Source organism: Paenibacillus sp. Soil766, from assembly GCF_001428105.1.
Classification (GTDB): Bacteria; Bacillota; Bacilli; order Paenibacillales; family NBRC-103111; genus Paenibacillus_E.
Genome location: NZ_LMSJ01000029.1, coordinates 28884 through 44824, shown reverse-complemented (window position 1 = coordinate 44824; position 15941 = coordinate 28884). Strand labels below are relative to the sequence as shown.

The following is a 15941-nucleotide window of genomic DNA, read 5'->3' as shown; positions in this document are numbered from 1 at the left end:
AGAAACTTTTGTATAAATTAGGAGCAGCATAAAAATAAATAGGGTCAATAATTGTATTCATTAGCGAAATCTTTATATTTCATGGAACTATATGGTGTTATTAAAAAGCCCTTAGCAAAAAAATGCTAGGGGCCAATAATATTAATTGTTAAATAACTTCTCAAGCGCCTCACGTTGAGGCTGCCTAATACTAACAACTGGGCGAATGCTTTTGGCCAATTTTTCAGCATCTTCGATGTTTTCGCTCTTACCTAAAGCTATCAAAGTCCCAATTGCCACAGCGCCAGTACGCCCTTTTCCACCACCGCAATGGAATCCAACCTTCTTGCCGCTCTTATAAGCCTCTACAACGTGATTTATAGCTTGTTGGAATAGTTGGCCCTGTGGACTATCCGCATTGTCACCAAGCGGGACATGCAGCCATTTTACGCCATCTGTAGGATAGGCACTCTCCTTAGCTTCACCACGCAAATCGACTACAACCTCAACGTTCTCGTTTTTAATCATAGCCTCTACGTCTGCAGCTCCACCAAAAAATATTTTGTCATCAACAAGTGCTTGATAAGTTTTCTCCATAATAATCTCCCTACTTTTTCTTAAAAGGTGTGAATTCAATTGTTACAGGCGAGGACTGTGCTGGGGGAGGTGCACAACATAGTGACATATCCTGCAATTCCCCTGAAGATTCAAATTCGGAATCCTCTTTGGTGAAAAAAATTTCCCACGCATTGCCGTCCGGATCGTAAACCCAGACTTTATCCTGAACTGCATAGCAGCAAGTTGTATTCATTTCATCGATCAGAAGAAGTCCGCTTTGTCTTAATCGTTCGCCCATAGCCAGAACATCTTCCGTGTTATCCACTTGGAATCCCAAATGATTAAGAACGCCTTTTTTCTCAAAAGGACGAACATTAAGGGAAAAGTGAAGGGCAGGATCATCCAATTCAAACTTAGCGTAGTTGTCTTTTACTTTGGTAGGTTCTGCACCAAAAAAAGCACGGTAAAAATCAAGCGACTTCTGAAGCTCAGAACAGTTAACTGCAACGTGCATTCTTTTAATCATCTACTTGCCTTCTTTCAAGAATTGTTCGATCCTGCTTTTAATGGATTCACGAACGTCACGGAATTTAGCCGTAATATCTTCTTCTGTCCCAGTTACTTTTGCAGGGTCTTCAAAGCCCCAGTGCCATCTTTGCGCCTTGTCATTACGCACTACAGGGCAGTGTTCGTCTGCATGACCACACAATGTAATAATGTAATCAGCGCTGCTTAGAATCTCGGTATCAATAACATCAGAGGTATTGTTTGAGATGTCGATTCCAGCTTCTTTCATTATTGCAACTGCACGTGGATTTAATCCGTGGGCTTCCAAACCAGCACTTTTTACTTCGTATTTATCCCCGCCTAGCGCATTCAAATATCCATCAGCGATTTGGCTGCGGCAAGAGTTTCCTGTGCAAAGAAAATAAATTAAAGGTTTTTTGTTATCCATGATTTCATTTCTCCTTTTTTGAAGGAACATTTCAGACTTAAATGCTTTGATGTCCTTTATTCTTTTGTCTTGTTCCCAAAGTAGCTTTTATGATTAGCGCGGCGACCACCAAAATGACTGCAATTGCAACAATTAACAACCAAATATTCACGCTTGTTGTACTAATAACGTGAAGCCATAAATAAAGCCCAATAAGGGTAATTAAGAGCGTTGGGACAGTAAGTATGATACCTGTCTTAAAATAATTGCCCCATGTAATTTTTACACCTTTCGTAGATAAAACATGAAGCCATAAAAGGGTTGCGAGTGACCCGATCGGTGTTATCTTAGGTCCAAGATCGCTCCCAACAACATTGGCGTAAATCAGTGCTTCTCTTATAATACCGTCTGCATTTGTGCCTTTGATGGCAAGAGCATCAATCATAACCGTCGGCATGTTATTCATGATGGAGGATAAAATAGCCGACAAGAAGCCCATTCCTACTGTTGCGACAAATAATCCTTGTCCTGCTAAGTTCTCAACCACTGTTCCTAGGGCATCGGTGAGACCTACGTTTTTAAGGCCATAAACGACTACATACATGCCGATAGAGAATATGACTACAGCCCACGGAGCATTTTTAATCACTCGTTTTGTTTCGATCACTTTACTGGATCTAGCCATTAAAATGAAGATCAGTGCTACGACTCCTGCGATGATGGAAACAGGAATTTTAATAAATCCGCTACTTACATATGCGACGAGAAGGATTCCAAGGATAACCCATGACATTCGGAATAGCTTATGATCTTTAATGGCATCTGAAGGCGGTTTTAATTGCTTTATATCGTAATTCGTTGGTATGTCCTTTCTGAAGAAAACGAACAAGACAACCAAACTTGCCGCTAAAGAAAATAAGCTTGGGACAATCATGCGGCTCGCATAGGTGACAAAATCTATACCGAAGAAGTCCGCTGATACGATGTTCACTAAGTTGCTGACGACAAGAGGCAATGAAGTTGTATCCGCAATAAAACCACTTGCCATGATGAAAGGCAAAATCATTTTATCTGGCAGCTTCAACGCTCGGACCATCGCTAATACAATTGGCGTTAGAATTAACGCTGCACCATCATTTGCGAAAAATGCAGCAACTGCCGCGCCTAATAAAATGATAAAATGACGTACACAAACATGAGCCGTCCATTTCCTTTTGCAATCCTCGCCATATGCAAGGCAGCCCATTCAAAAAATCCGATATTGTCTAAGATTAATGAAATGAGAATAATTGCGACAAAAGCGAGCGTAGCATTCCAAACGATGGATGTAACCGTCAGTACATCGTGGAAAGAGACGACTTGGAAGATAAGAGCTAGGATAGCACCAGCAGAAGCAGACCATCCGATGTTGAGGTCCTTAGGCTGCCAAATAACAAAAGTTAACGTAATAAGAAAAATAAATACCGCAATGTAAGTCATGGTTCCTCCTAATCACAACAATTTAGATCTTCACAAGATATGGCATCCACTTTTTCTTTTTGGGATGGCAGGTGCTGAAAAAACTCGTTCAGAAAGGGTTTATCCTCAATATGTAAAGAGTAAAAAACCCATTGACCCTTTTTCGCTTCTTTTACTAAACCGCCAGTTTTCAGTTTTCGCATATGCTGACTCACATTGGGCTGACTGGTTTGTAAAAGTTCAACAAGCTCATATACACATAGCTCACGTTCTTTGAGAAGAGAGAGAATCGTTAATCTCATTTTGTCTCCAAGCAGCTTGCACACGTCAGATAATTGTTCAATATCGGGCAAAATTACACGCTCCTTTAAATTGGCACATTTAAGCCTTTTAAGAGTTCAATAACTTTTTTTTGTATTATGTCACGTGCATGTCGAACTGACTGAATGTCATTTGCAAGTAATGGATCTTCAATGTTCCAATCGACACTCGTAATGCCAAAAGGTACAATGGGACAACGTTCCGCAACTTGTTGGCAAAGCTTAACAATGACATTTGACGCAATGAAATACTTCATATTAATTTTCTTGGAAGTATTCCCTGATAACTCAATCCCAACTTCCCTCATGACTTCAATAGTCAAAGGATGAATATCATGCGGCTCAAGCCCTGCACTCTCGACAATAACGTGTTCCCCGCCGTAATGTTTAGCAAATGCTTCTGCTATTTGACTTCGGCAGCGATTTTGAATACATAAAAAGTAAATGCGAACTGTTTTTTTCATCATTATCTCAGCTCCAATATCATTTGTAAATGATTATATAATTATTCAGTTATATATAAAAGTTAAGATTTTGTAAATCGTAATTTAGATCATTAATTAAATCAAAATAATTTGATTTAATCCTTGAATTTCCCAAATACTATGTGTTAAGATTGGTTCATCAAATAAAATTGATTTAAGGAGGCGACTGCGATGTTGAACTCTTACAGTATGGAGAAACTCATGCAGTTTCAACAACATGAAATCCAAGAGCAAGCTTGTCATGCCTGGAAATGGGCCAATATCAAAGAAAGTACGCCAGATAGGCTGCAAATTCCTAGGATTGTTCCACAGACCAATTTGGCCTGCTGTCCAGCTTGTTGCTAAAGGGGGAGTTAAAAGTGATTAAAGTGCTTCCTATTTTTTCGAGTGTTGAGAGTCAAGTTGATTTTTCGAAATACGAACTCCAGTTTAAAGCTTTAGCAGATCAGAAACGGTTGCAAATCATGTATGAGCTTACTCAAAAAGGAAGTGTCTGCGTTTGTGATTTGGTTGATATTGTAAACATGCCGCAGTCAAAATTATCGTACCATTTGAAGATATTGCTTGATGCTAATCTGATCACGAAAGAGACCAAAGGAACTTGGAGTTATTATGAATTAAATCACGAAGAGGTTAACCGCTTGCTTTCACCAGAATTATGCTGTATTTTCCGAAAAAGCGAAAATCAATCAAGCGGATGTTGCTCGTAACCCACACAGGTGGGTTTTTAAATGAATTATTAATCAATATTTCTTGATATAACGAGGAGAGATGATCCATGAGTCAGGTTCAAAATGAAGAGGTACGTCAACATGTTCGGAATCGCTATAAACAGATTGCAATTGAGAGCATACCTAGTGCAAGTTGTTGCTCCTCCACTGAACCAGCAACTAGCTGCTGCAGCACTCCAGATGAGATCTCCTCAAAATTGGGGTACTCAAATGAAGAGCTTAATGTTGTTCCAAGTGGTGCGAATCTCGGGTTAGGGTGCGGAAATCCTCAAGCAATAGCCTCACTAAAATGGGGGGAAGTTGTTCTTGATTTAGGCAGCGGTGCTGGTTTCGATGTGTTTTTGGCATCTAAACAAGTTGGAGAAACGGGTAAAGTTTATGGAGTTGATATGACACCAGAGATGATTAGTCGTGCACGCCAAAATGCTCAGAAACATGGATATGAAAATGTAGAGTTTCGTCTCGGAGAAATTGAGCATCTGCCGATACTGAACGATTCGATTGATGTTATAATTTCAAATTGTGTTATTAATTTGTCACCTGATAAAGAGCAAGTATTCAATGAAGCTTTTCGCGTATTAAAACTAGATGGCCGTTTGGCGATTTCCGATGTAGTAATGACTTCCGAACTTCCTGCAGAGTTAAAAAGTGACCTTAATTCACTCGCTGGGTGCGTTTCAGGTGCATCTACAATTGATGAAGTAATGATATTCCTGCAAAAGAGTGGCTTTAGAAGTATTGTTGTAGAACCTAAAGATGATTCTCGGGAGTTTATTAAGGATTGGGTGCCTGGTGCAAATGTAGATAACTATATTCAATCGGCTGTTATCAAAGCAATTAAATAAAGAAATAAAGTATAATCTGGAACGAACAATAGTGATCCTGGAAATTATATCAACAACAGTCAGGGACGAGAATTTAAAGTCCTAGACTGTTGTTGTTTTATTAAATTTTGTTAAAAGAACACTTCAAATAGAAAGAGTTTAAACAATCTAATTTTCTATTATTGAAACTAGACCCGTGAAATTTACAGAGTAGCAGCAATCGCAGCGATTAAATATGAAATCGAGGTCCATTCAATATTCCGATTATTCCCATAACGCACTTTTTTTATGAAGAAACCAATGTATTCTATCCCAGTTAAACTGATACTACAGAGAAGTAGGCTTAGTATAGGATTAATTTTTTTAAATTCAATCCAATAAATTGCAAAGCAAGCTGCCAAAGGAAAAAGTCCTATGTCAAATGGTAGTGCAGATATTGTTTCATTTTCCTTAATAAGTGGAGATAAATCCCAGAAACCTAGTTGAAATCCCAAAGTATTAATGAGTGAGGAAATGAGTGCGGAAACTGGAAATATACTAATAACAATATTGGGGGCCTTTTTATATAAAAAAATCCCAAAAAACCAAGGGTATGTATCTAAACTCCTTATATTATTTCCCATTATAACTAATAGTAAGCTGCCCGTTTGTTGGGGGCTTTAATGCTTTTGTAATACATATGTAAGATTCATTGCTCGCAGCTGCGGTATAATTAATACCAGATCTGAGGAGGGAAGACTTATGAGTTCGCTTGTTCTCGTAGTGGATGATGAAACAAATATAATAGATGTATGTACCGTTTATTTGGAGCGAGAAGGTTACAAAGTTATTTCAGCAACAAATGGAGAAGATGCAATTCGTTTATGGAAGTTGCATAATCCCGAATTGATCGTACTCGATCTCATGATGCCGGGTAAAAATGGTTGGGTAGTTTGCGAAGAAATTCGCAACGAACAGGAAGTACCCATCATTATGTTGACTGCTAGAGGTGAAGAAAGGGACCGGCTAATGGGATTAACAATGGGCGCAGACGATTATCTGACAAAGCCTTTCTCTCCTCGGGAGCTGGTATTGCGAGTTAAAGCAATCCTCCGAAGGCTGCAACGAGGTCAGGTAGAAAGTACTTCGTATACTTCTGAAGCAAAGCTGCCTCCTCATATGCTGAATTTTCCGGGGATCGAACTTAATGTGCTCCATAGAAGTGTTCGAGTTAATGGTAAAGAGATAGAACTCACCGTTAAGGAATTTGAACTTATGCATCTGTTCGCTGCTCATCCAGAGCAAGTATTCTCACGCAATCAATTACTAAATAAAGTATGGGATATTAATTACTATGGAGATACAACGACAGTAACTGTCCATATTCGTAGGCTAAGGGAGAAAATTGAGCCAAATCCTTCTCAGCCGCGCTACATCAAGACAGTGTGGGGTATTGGATATAAATTTGAAGGGAGAGAGCCGTCTTGAAACTGCGCGTTTACTTGTTAATTGCTAGCGGTGTGAGTACTGGTATAATATTGCTTGTACTTTTTATTTGCTACCAATATATGCTGTTGAAATGGGAAGATGTCATCTTGCTTACGACAGTAACTATTGGCGCGGCTGGAGTTTCAATGTTAATCCATTATTTTATGACAAGGCCCCTGGAAAAAGCAATTAACGCCATTACTCAGGAAACGACCCATATTTCAGATGGATATTTTGAAGGTAAAGTGCCTGAGATTGGGCCTGTAGAATTTCAGAGACTGGCGAACCAGTTCAACCATATGACGAAGAATTTAAATGGAAGTTTTCAAAAATTGATTTCGGCAGAGTTTTCTCGTAAAGAACTAGTGGCGAATGTCTCTCATGATTTGAGAACTCCTATGGCATCCATTCAGGCCTTTGTTGAGGCGCTGCAGGATGATGTCATTCAGGACAAAGCCACTTTTGAGAGGTATCTGCAAACCATTCGCTTGGAAACATCTCGTTTGAATGGATTGATTCAAGAATTATTCACTCTCTCACAGCTCGAAGCAGGTGGAGTCGAAATTGTTTCTGAAAGGTATGATGTTGACCATTTAGTACTAGATGGTTTACAAAGTTTAGCTTTTCAATTGGAAGAAAAACAAGTGCAAGTAAAAGTTGACCTCCCTGATCGATTGCCCGCAGTAGCCATCATGCCTCAAGAAGTGAAGCGCGTCCTTTCTAATATTCTTGAGAATTCGATTCGTCACTCACCTATAGGTGGGACCATTGAAATAAATGCAAATCAGTTATCAGATCAGTTCATACATCTCTCTATTCAGGATGAAGGTCAAGGCATCGAGGAAGAATATAGAAGCAAAATATTCGATCGGTTCTTTCGTGTAGATCCCTCAAGAACACGAGCAAGCGGTGGGGCAGGATTAGGGCTTGCGATTGCAAAGTCCATTGTAGAGCTGCATGGAGGAACTATTGGTGTTAATAGTCCAGTATGTCAAGAAAGACGAGGATCAACATTTTGGTTTACACTGCCAATCTACTAAGAGGTTCATAAGTGGATATACTGAAACAATTTGCAGTCTTATATCTCTGTTGCATAGCCTGAATGATTTGGAGCCCTGCCATCTAATAAAGATGCTGGGCTTTTTTGTTATCTTTACGTAAGTAACTTGTAATGTTTTTGTTAGTGTTTCTTAAGTTAGCTACGTTATCTTAGAAGAGGAAGTCAGGATGAATACTTAGGAGGAATAAACGTGAGAACATGGAGAAAAATGATTGCAGTAAGCTTGGTAGCTTGTACATTAGCACTTCCAACATTAGTAAGTGCTGAAGAAATGATGATGCCGAAATACGACTATAGCAGTGTTCAGACAATGACAAAGGATGGATTAGAGCTTGTTCCACTTCGTCAAATTGCTGAATCCTTGGGATTCAAGGTGATATGGAATGGGGAGAATCGATCTATTACACTGTTGAAATTAGCGATGATGGATGATAAGAGTATGACGAATGATAAAATGATGGAAGACAAAACCATGAGTGATAAGAACATGATGGAGAAAAAAATGGATATGTACCCAGAGTATATCATTCAAATTGATAGCAAAAACATTCGTGTTGGAGGTATGGAGGAGATGCTAATGGTAGCACCTACGATCCTCAATGAAATGACTTATATATCTAAAGAATTCGTAGATACATATTTGGTAAAGGAAATGATGATGAAGTAATTGGTAGATGTTTAAAGGAGTGAATTCCAATTACGGCTTTGGGGGTCAATACTCTGTACATAAACAGCGTTTTAATGGCATATAAGAGCGTTAAAGTGGCAATTTTATGGGATCAAGAATTAAGCCAGAACGGGTGTAGTGGCTATAAGAATGCTTCTGACGCTGTGTGAGTTGCAAAGTATTGGCTGGATAGATTATATATAAGGCCAGACGTAATTAGTTGAGATAATATAATTTAGTGATTAGTAGAAAAGTGGTTACCTTTAAATCGGTAGCCACTTTTTTCATAATGTATGTTGAACTTCTCCATGTAGTTAAAACAGAGGAGTTTGTTGCTGACACATTACATAAAAAGGAAATTGACCAATCTTAACGAATACACTGGAGAACTTACAAATTTCGCCAATATAAAAATGGGGGTGCTATATATTATTAACGGACAGATAGAAATTTCAGATGATATTGTTGCTGCAAAACCACGACTTAAGCAATTAGTGATAAGAAATTTTCGTGCAATAGGTAATAAACCAGTAACAATCGAGTTGGATAAGATTGTTGTTCTTGTTGGACCAAACAATGTTGGAAAGAGTTCTATCCTACGAGCATACGAAGTGGCAATGTCGGAAGGTTCGAACGAAGCTATACTGTTGCAAGATGATTTTCATGGAGGTATTGTAAATAAGGATGCTCTACCCGAGATCGAATTACACACTGTTGTTCATGATCATGCACCAGGATCTAGGTGGATTTCAATAGACTCAATTACGCAAGAAAAAACAGTAATTGAGAAATGGACATGGGCATCGCCAGGTGCTCCTAAAAGACAGGGATATGATGTGGGAAAAGGTATGTGGGCAGAGGATGGTGTTCCTTGGGGAGCTCCGAACGTAGCAAATTCCTATCGGCCAAAGCCGCACAGAGTGGATGCATTTTCAGATCCGAAAGTTCAGGCTGATGCTATTGTTAAACTGTTGTCAGAAATAATTAAAGAAAAAGTGAAGGATGTTCAGGAAAAGTCTGAGGAAGAGTCTCAGTACAAGCAACTTCTCAGAACAATTACAACATTAAGGCAGCAAGTAATTTTTGATTCTAACACTCAAATTGAGAAACTAGAACGTATCACAACTACTGAGTGAGGTGTTTCCTGGTTATATAGTCAAATTTGATCCCAGAACTGAAGTGGATATTGAAAATGACCTTAATTTGTTTAACAAACTCAATAATGCTCAGCTTAAAATGGGTTACGCTAATGGCGGGCATTTAAGTACGCTAGATCGTCAAGGGAGTGGAGCACGACGTACATTATTATGGAGTGCTTTAAGGATGATTGCTGAATCTAATGTAGCCAAACCGACAAAAAAAGGTGCAAAGAAGGAATCGCCTGATAACGGGAATGCGCGGCCACATGTACTTTTACTTGATGAGCCCGAGTTATGCCTTCATCCTAATGCAGTAAGGGAAGCATGTCGTGTACTTTATGATCTGCCTAACACTGGCAATTGGCAAGTAATGGTCACAACGCATTCTCCTGCATTTATTGATGTTTCGAGAGATAACACGACCATAATCAGGGTTGAGCAAATGAATGGAAGTATTCTGGGAACAACTGTTTTTCGGCCGGAAAGGGTAAAATTAGATGACGGAGACAGAGCACGTTTAAAGCTGCTGAATATCTTTGATCCGTATGTTGCAGAGTTCTTCTTTGGAGGGCGTTGTATTATTGTTGAAGGTGATACAGAATATACGGCGTTTAAACATGTAATTGCTTCAAAATTAGGCGAGTATAATGACGTACATATCATCAGAGCAAGAGGAAAGGCAACGATTGTATCTTTAATTAAAATACTGAATCATTTCGGAACGAGTTACTCAATATTACATGATAGTGACACTACAACTACAATGCGAAAAGGGAAGAAAATCAAAAATCCGGCATGGGTTCATAATGAGAAGATATATAATGCTGTAATCGATCGACCAGAAACGTCAAATGTTAGGCTGCCTTTGCAAAAGTTGAGTTGCTTCTAGAAGCCCTGCTTGATCACGGCAAGAATCCTCCACTTGGGGCTCTACAATGGACAAGCATTGCTCAATTAGAGGAGTATGTTTCAGCCTTTAATAGTATGGAGTTAGTTGCAAGTGGAGATGAGATTTCTCAAGATAATATTGCTTCTAACTAGCCTTTAAGTTTAATGAAAATAGAGACTCCAGGAACTAAAAGGGTCTCTATTTTTGTTTTATAAAAATCGATACTTTATCAATGTCATGCTAATTTCAGGTTTTGCGACGTGGAATAATCATTGCGACTATAAACCAAGTAATACCACCAATAAGGCTTGAATAGTTTAATTTTTTATAGAGAAAAAATTGAAGAATTGTCCCTATAGTCGCAAAAGATACGGCACCTGTTAAAGCAAGTGAAATTTTCTTCTTCATAATAGCTCTCCTTAAATTCTTTATTACTTGCGATTCTTTAAATTGATTAAGTTAAAGAGGATTACGGGCTTATATGAACTATTGATTGAATAAAATCACCTGAATTGATCAAAGATGTAAATAAGGGGTGATTACTTGTTTACTTGGAATCTAATTCTATGCCTGTCAATTTCGTTGACTAACCTAATGCCTGCTGCAGAGAACATGGAAATACCTAAACACTCGCAGAGAATATTAGAGAGTATTCGTGCCGAAAGCGAAAACACTTTACAAGTAAAGTGGAATTCAGTAACTCAAACGCCAGAATTACTTACTGGGAATTTAACTAAGCCTTCAGAACATTCACCTGGATGGATTACATTCAGATATCTGGAGAAGATCAAACGACTTTACGACCTGAAGCATTTAGATCATGATTTAAAAATTATCTCGATTGACAAGAGCACCACTTCAACAATTGTTACCATGCAGAGACAACTATATAAGAACCCGGTATGCGGGGATCAAATGATTGTAGAATTAGACAAATCAGGAGTCGTGCAGCGTATAAATGGCACCATTCATGCAGGATTAGAAGAGAAACGCCAACGCAGGCCCATGTATCCAGCGGTATCTGTCGAAGATGCGAAACGAATAGCCTTAAAATACGACGCTTCACTTAAGACAAGTACACCCATAAATGAGGTTTCTTGCTATCATCCCACCAGAGATGGTATTCCCCTTGTTCATGTACTCACTTATGAGAAAGATGGTCGCGCAGTTCCCATTACGATACATTCGATGACTGGGCGAGTAATTGAAAAGTAAGCAGTCAAAGGAACTGCCTATTAAGGAAGTTCCTTTTTCCATTCAACTTTCGTCAATAATTGGTGTTTCATTAGTTGAAGGATGAAATCTCTATAAAAATCTTTGCGGACGATGACACGATATTCGTGGTTGGTGTAGGTGTAAACTAACACATCTGTAATGATATGGTTCGATTCAAAGATTTTCTCAATGCTTCTCATATCTTCAAAGTGTGATGGGGAGAGGATCTTGATCGAAAACTCGATATCGTTCAAAACTTCTGTTTCACTTATGTCAATTACATTTTGATTCCATTCATAATTGAGTTTCACGTTGCATTCCTCCTCATTAAATTAAGTATCGGACATAAATATAAATGTTTGCTAGCACAACGGAAATTAACATTAACGGAAAACCATATTTCATAAACGTAATGAATTTAATCGGGTGTCCTTCTTTCGCAGACATGCCAGCTACGATTAAGTTAGCGCTTGCCCCAATTAATGTGCCGTTACCCCCCAGACATGCTCCTAATGCTAGGCTCCACCAAAGTGGTTCTAGATTCTCTACCCCCATATTACCCATTTCCTGAATCATAGGAATCATCGTAGCCACAAAAGGTATATTGTCTAGAAACGCAGAGGCGATAGCACTGAGCCATAAAATCAGAATTGACGTAGCAACAGGATTCCCTCCTGTGAGTTCAATAGCCCCCGCAGCTAATTTGGAAATGACTCCTGTTTCCACTAGACCTGAAACTAAGACGAACAGTCCAACAAAGAAAAAGATCGTGGTCCATTCCACTTTAGTGAAAGCTTCTTCCATGGAGTGTTCTCCAGTTAGGAGTAGTAACAGGAATGCCCCAGCTAAGGCTACCGTGGCTGATTCAAGGTGTAGTAGTTGGTGGAGGAAGAAACCAATAATCGTAAGTCCTAAAATGGAAAGACTTTTCGTTAGTAGCACTCGATCTGTGATTACTTCTTTTTCATCAATTTGCATAATACTCATCTTTAACTCAGGAGTCGTCTGTATGTGCTTGCGGAATATGAATACGAAAATCGGGATTGTGACAGCCATAATGACAGCGACAATTGGAGCAAGATTGTTGATAAATGCCATAAAGGTCAATTCCTTAACAGCACTTCCGATCATGATGTTAGGTGGATCTCCAATTAACGTTGCAGTGCCACCGATATTTGATGCAAGAATTTGAGTAATTAAAAAAGGGACGGGATTAACGCGCAATTGCCGCGTAATACTGAATGTAACAGGAACCATAAGTAGAACGGTTGTAACGTTATCCAGAAAGGCTGATCCAATTGCCGTGATAAGGACGAGTGATATTAGAATCCTGACGGGATCACCCTTTGCCTTCTTTGCAGCTACTAGTGCAATATACTTAAATAACCCTGTTTCAGCTGTAATACTTACAATGATCATCATACCAATTAAGAGTCCAAGAGTATTGAAATCAATGTGATGTAGAGCTGACTCTTGATCAACTACACCAAGTACAACCATCAGGACACCACCGATCATTGCTACGATGGTACGATGAATTTTTTCGGAAATGATCATGCCATACGTAAGAAGAAAGATCCCAATTGCCAAGATTGCTTGCTGTTCCATAGTTCCTCCTGAATTTTCATGTTTTTTTAGTAATATTCCCTAAATAACAAGCGCTTAGAGAGCGACTACCATAATAATTCATATTTATAAATGGATATCAACTGCAACTGTTCTTTGCATAAAAAAGAGCCCTCTCAAGGACTCCTTATGTCGAAAAAAGAACAAAAGGAGCCCTTGGTGACAGGCTCCTCCATAACGCAACAATATATAGTTAGTTTATAAATATGATCAAGAAAACTTTTGTATTCCGCGGTGCTTTAAATTTATACTGCTTTTTGATTTATGTCAATAAGAGAAATGAATGTCTATGGAGTCAATATAACTGTGTTCTATGGTAGTGAAATACCCTCCAACATAATAACAGAAATGGCAGAGATGTGGTTTTTTTTACTTATTTGACCCACTATACACCTTTCTATATACCTGTACCGTTCTATTTAATGAGGTGATCGAATTGCCGACTGATGAACAGTTAACTGTGGAAATAAATGGTGGAGGCTAAGCAGCACTGGAGGTACTGACTAAACGCTATTACAGGTAGATTTATGCTTATTTTTACCGTAGTACCCAGCCAGTGTATATGATTTGAGACAGGTTTTGGGTTGGTAGCGAAAGACCACCATCATCCTTTTTGCTTTAGGAAGTCGAAGTAACATAACACGGCAGTGCTTATTGAATTATCAGAGATTATTATTGCTTCTCCATGATTCGTATGAGGTAGGCAACTTATAAGCATTTTCCCTTTATCTTTGTTATAAGAGTCCTGGAGGTTTTCCAGCTTCTCATTAATCATTCGGCATTTGGATACGCAGTCATGAACAAGATTGTTATTTAGCTTTTTGGATAGGTATATTTTGAATTCTTCCTCATGGTCCAATTCCTTCCACATACAATCACTCCTTTCTCATCTTATCACGCTGTAATCTTCCTTCTTCATCTGGGATACCATGATGCTGGCAGGCTGACTTACCGAATTAATGATCCGCTCTTGTTTTTTATGAATCCAAACTTAAAAACTTGGAAAACATAAGGAAATCCTCCATACTTGTTATTATGTTTGACCACATATGTCAATTCTAATTACATTACTATGCTTTTGAACGCGTTGGTCAATAAAATAGTTAGATCTCATTCGACAAAGAATGTATGTTATTTGTATACTTAATGAGATGCCAAAAGTATACAACACTTAAAATGGAGTCAAAGTACATATAAGTAGCAGGAGCCGTTATGCCTATTCTTGATATTTTAAAAAAACAATTTACACTCACGTCACCTAGAATATTGATACTTGGATTCATAATTGCGATTTGGGTAGGTACCATACTATTGTGGTTACCAGTATCTTCTACAAACGGAAAGAGGATATCTTTCCTTGATGCTCTCTTTACTTCAACTTCAGCTGTTTGTGTGACCGGGCTTGCTGTTGTGGACACAGGGTCCAACTTTTCAATATTTGGTCAGATTATTCTTTTAATTCTGATCCAATTCGGTGGATTGGGATTTATGACCTTTGGTGTTATTATTGCTATTGTTCTTGGGAAAAAGATTGGTCTTAAAGAACGCTTATTGATTCAACAATCAACCAATTCACTTTCGTTTCAAGGTGTTGTTCGATTAGCAATAAACATCTTCTTGATTGCTTCATTGCTGGAGATCATCGGGTCCATATTGTTGACGATTAGATGGTATGAAGATATGGGAATCAAAAGAGCAATTTATTATAGTGTATTTCATACTATTTCATCATTTAATAATGCTGGGTTCGCTCTTTGGCCGGATAGTCTCTCTCGATATGTAGGGGACCCTTTTGTCAATATAATCATTTCTGTTTTATTTATTTTTGGAGGTCTGGGATTTTCTGTAATCGTAGATATGTATCAAAATAAAAAATGGAACAGTCTTTCCTTACATACAAAAGTTGTGCTTGTTACATCTGGCATATTGTCCTTATCAGGATTTATAGCTGTTTTTGCTATTGAGCTGTTCAATAAAGAAACATTTGGTCTCCTTTCGTGGGGAGATCGTCTATGGGCAGGGTACTTTCAAGGAGTCGTTCCTCGTACAGCTGGATTTAATACCATAGATATTGGATCTATGATGACGGCTTCAGAACTATTTTTCATTTTTTTAATGTTCATAGGTGCTTCCTCTGGATCAACAGGGGGTGGAATAAAGACGAATACGTTTGCCATATTGTGTATGACGGTTTATATGATAATTAGAGGACGCGATGAACTGGATGTCTTTAAAAGGAGAATTGCGATTGACCTTATCCTAAGGGCGCTTGCGGTTATTATCATTTCTCTGGGCGTTGTCATAGTAGCCACATTTATACTTACAATATCAGAACATAGTCTGAAAAAGGATTTTATGGAAGTGCTCTTTGAAGCAACTTCCGCCTTTGGTACGGTTGGATTATCAATGGGTTTAACTCCTGAATTATCCCCAGTGGGGAAAGGAGTTATTATTGTAACCATGTTTATCGGCAGGTTAGGACCATTGACGTTAATGTTTGCATTATCTCAACGAGTTACCAAAAAAAAGTTTCGATATCCAGAAGAGAAGATATTAATTGGCTAAACGAATAGTACTACGTATTTAAAC

At 38.5% G+C, this 15941-nt stretch carries 19 protein-coding genes and 1 pseudogene; 10 read left to right on the top strand and 10 right to left on the bottom strand.

Translation table 11 applies throughout. The features are described from left to right. Positions 1-141 precede the first annotated feature (141 nt). The 6 genes and pseudogenes from ASG89_RS22125 to ASG89_RS22100 form a co-directional block, all read right to left on the bottom strand. Positions 142-576, bottom strand: a complete 435-nt coding sequence (locus ASG89_RS22125; RefSeq protein ID WP_057313243.1) for a dual specificity protein phosphatase family protein — start codon at positions 574-576, stop codon at positions 142-144. A 10-nt stretch (positions 577-586) separates the two neighbouring features. After that, positions 587-1063 (bottom strand): ArsI/CadI family heavy metal resistance metalloenzyme, encoded by a 477-nt coding sequence (locus ASG89_RS22120; RefSeq protein WP_057313242.1) that lies wholly within the window; start codon positions 1061-1063, stop codon positions 587-589. Next, the gene (gene arsC, locus ASG89_RS22115) at positions 1064-1492 is read right to left on the bottom strand and encodes an arsenate reductase (thioredoxin) (RefSeq protein ID WP_200963516.1); all 429 of its coding nucleotides are present in this window, start codon (positions 1490-1492) and stop codon (positions 1064-1066) included. It abuts the gene before it with no gap. A gap of 37 nt (positions 1493-1529) precedes the next feature. Beyond that, positions 1530-2950: pseudogene (locus ASG89_RS22110) on the bottom strand (arsenic transporter). Between the two features lie 8 nt (positions 2951-2958). After that, positions 2959-3282 carry an ArsR/SmtB family transcription factor gene (locus tag ASG89_RS22105; protein ID WP_157276763.1) on the bottom strand — a complete coding sequence of 108 codons (324 nt, stop codon included), beginning with the start codon at positions 3280-3282 and terminating at the stop codon, positions 2959-2961. Positions 3283-3296: 14 nt separating this feature from the next. Continuing rightward, positions 3297-3716, bottom strand: coding sequence for an arsenate reductase ArsC (locus ASG89_RS22100; RefSeq protein ID WP_057313241.1), 420 nt, complete (start codon positions 3714-3716; stop codon positions 3297-3299). 189 nt (positions 3717-3905) lie between these two features. On the opposite strand from ASG89_RS22100, the gene ASG89_RS36590 reads away from it, so the two are divergent. The 3 genes from ASG89_RS36590 to ASG89_RS22090 all read left to right on the top strand — a co-directional run bounded on the left by ASG89_RS36590 (position 3906) and on the right by ASG89_RS22090 (position 5310). Next, positions 3906-4079, top strand: coding sequence for a hypothetical protein (locus tag ASG89_RS36590; RefSeq protein ID WP_157276762.1), 174 nt, complete (start codon positions 3906-3908; stop codon positions 4077-4079). A 32-nt stretch (positions 4080-4111) separates the two neighbouring features. Further along, entirely contained in the window at positions 4112-4444 is a 333-nt protein-coding gene (locus tag ASG89_RS22095) for an ArsR/SmtB family transcription factor (RefSeq protein WP_057313271.1), read from the top strand. 68 nt (positions 4445-4512) lie between these two features. Next, a complete protein-coding gene (locus tag ASG89_RS22090) occupies positions 4513-5310 on the top strand; it encodes an arsenite methyltransferase (RefSeq protein WP_057313240.1) in 798 nt (265 codons plus the stop codon). Positions 5311-5492: 182 nt separating this feature from the next. Here ASG89_RS22090 and ASG89_RS37835 read toward each other — a convergent pair whose 3' ends face one another. Beyond that, positions 5493-5912 (bottom strand): hypothetical protein, encoded by a 420-nt coding sequence (locus ASG89_RS37835; RefSeq protein ID WP_057313239.1) that lies wholly within the window; start codon positions 5910-5912, stop codon positions 5493-5495. Between the two features lie 118 nt (positions 5913-6030). Here ASG89_RS37835 and ASG89_RS22080 point away from each other — a divergent pair, with 118 nt between their 5' ends. The 5 genes from ASG89_RS22080 to ASG89_RS37200 all read left to right on the top strand — a co-directional run bounded on the left by ASG89_RS22080 (position 6031) and on the right by ASG89_RS37200 (position 10511). Beyond that, complete coding sequence (locus tag ASG89_RS22080; RefSeq protein WP_057313238.1) at positions 6031-6756, top strand: response regulator transcription factor; 726 nt, start codon at positions 6031-6033, stop codon at positions 6754-6756. Then, positions 6753-7796 (top strand): ATP-binding protein, encoded by a 1044-nt coding sequence (locus tag ASG89_RS22075; protein ID WP_057313237.1) that lies wholly within the window; start codon positions 6753-6755, stop codon positions 7794-7796. Before ASG89_RS22080 ends, ASG89_RS22075 begins: the two co-directional genes overlap by 4 nt. A 210-nt stretch (positions 7797-8006) precedes the next feature. Beyond that, a complete protein-coding gene (locus ASG89_RS22070) occupies positions 8007-8483 on the top strand; it encodes a copper amine oxidase N-terminal domain-containing protein (protein ID WP_057313236.1) in 477 nt (158 codons plus the stop codon). A 359-nt stretch (positions 8484-8842) separates the two neighbouring features. After that, the gene (locus ASG89_RS37205; protein ID WP_235549878.1) at positions 8843-9619 is read left to right on the top strand and encodes an AAA family ATPase; all 777 of its coding nucleotides are present in this window, start codon (positions 8843-8845) and stop codon (positions 9617-9619) included. A gap of 1 nt (position 9620) precedes the next feature. Next, positions 9621-10511: an ATP-dependent nuclease gene (locus ASG89_RS37200; RefSeq protein WP_063868081.1), complete on the top strand. Its 891-nt coding sequence runs from the start codon at positions 9621-9623 to the stop codon at positions 10509-10511. A gap of 246 nt (positions 10512-10757) precedes the next feature. Here the strand turns inward: ASG89_RS37200 and ASG89_RS36585 are convergent, their stop codons facing one another. Next, positions 10758-10919: a hypothetical protein gene (locus ASG89_RS36585; protein ID WP_157276761.1), complete on the bottom strand. Its 162-nt coding sequence runs from the start codon at positions 10917-10919 to the stop codon at positions 10758-10760. A gap of 186 nt (positions 10920-11105) precedes the next feature. On the opposite strand from ASG89_RS36585, the gene ASG89_RS22060 reads away from it, so the two are divergent. Beyond that, positions 11106-11726, top strand: a complete 621-nt coding sequence (locus tag ASG89_RS22060) for a hypothetical protein (protein WP_157276760.1) — start codon at positions 11106-11108, stop codon at positions 11724-11726. 20 nt (positions 11727-11746) lie between these two features. Here the strand turns inward: ASG89_RS22060 and ASG89_RS22055 are convergent, their stop codons facing one another. Together ASG89_RS22055 and ASG89_RS22050 are read right to left on the bottom strand one after the other, a co-directional pair. After that, the gene (locus tag ASG89_RS22055; RefSeq protein ID WP_057313234.1) at positions 11747-12037 is read right to left on the bottom strand and encodes a hypothetical protein; all 291 of its coding nucleotides are present in this window, start codon (positions 12035-12037) and stop codon (positions 11747-11749) included. Positions 12038-12053: 16 nt separating this feature from the next. Then, positions 12054-13334 (bottom strand): SLC13 family permease, encoded by a 1281-nt coding sequence (locus ASG89_RS22050; RefSeq protein ID WP_057313233.1) that lies wholly within the window; start codon positions 13332-13334, stop codon positions 12054-12056. A 1230-nt stretch (positions 13335-14564) separates the two neighbouring features. Here ASG89_RS22050 and ASG89_RS22040 point away from each other — a divergent pair. Further along, positions 14565-15917: a TrkH family potassium uptake protein gene (locus ASG89_RS22040; protein ID WP_057313231.1), complete on the top strand. Its 1353-nt coding sequence runs from the start codon at positions 14565-14567 to the stop codon at positions 15915-15917. Positions 15918-15941 lie beyond the last annotated feature (24 nt).

Bases quoted from the DNA above. Each gene is read 5' to 3' on its own strand.
- ASG89_RS22100 (WP_057313241.1), bottom strand. From the start codon at position 3,716: ATGATGAAAAAAACAGTTCGCATTTACTTTTTATGTATTCAAAATCGC.
- ASG89_RS22120 (WP_057313242.1), bottom strand. From the start codon at position 1,063: ATGATTAAAAGAATGCACGTTGCAGTTAACTGTTCTGAGCTTCAGAAG.
- ASG89_RS22040 (WP_057313231.1), top strand. From the start codon at position 14,565: ATGCCTATTCTTGATATTTTAAAAAAACAATTTACACTCACGTCACCT.
- ASG89_RS22125 (WP_057313243.1), bottom strand. From the start codon at position 576: ATGGAGAAAACTTATCAAGCACTTGTTGATGACAAAATATTTTTTGGT.
- ASG89_RS37835 (WP_057313239.1), bottom strand. From the start codon at position 5,912: ATGGGAAATAATATAAGGAGTTTAGATACATACCCTTGGTTTTTTGGG.
- arsC (WP_200963516.1), bottom strand. From the start codon at position 1,492: ATGGATAACAAAAAACCTTTAATTTATTTTCTTTGCACAGGAAACTCT.
- ASG89_RS22080 (WP_057313238.1), top strand. From the start codon at position 6,031: ATGAGTTCGCTTGTTCTCGTAGTGGATGATGAAACAAATATAATAGAT.
- ASG89_RS22060 (WP_157276760.1), top strand. From the start codon at position 11,106: ATGCCTGCTGCAGAGAACATGGAAATACCTAAACACTCGCAGAGAATA.
- ASG89_RS22050 (WP_057313233.1), bottom strand. From the start codon at position 13,334: ATGGAACAGCAAGCAATCTTGGCAATTGGGATCTTTCTTCTTACGTAT.
- ASG89_RS36590 (WP_157276762.1), top strand. From the start codon at position 3,906: ATGTTGAACTCTTACAGTATGGAGAAACTCATGCAGTTTCAACAACAT.
- ASG89_RS22090 (WP_057313240.1), top strand. From the start codon at position 4,513: ATGAGTCAGGTTCAAAATGAAGAGGTACGTCAACATGTTCGGAATCGC.
- ASG89_RS36585 (WP_157276761.1), bottom strand. From the start codon at position 10,919: ATGAAGAAGAAAATTTCACTTGCTTTAACAGGTGCCGTATCTTTTGCG.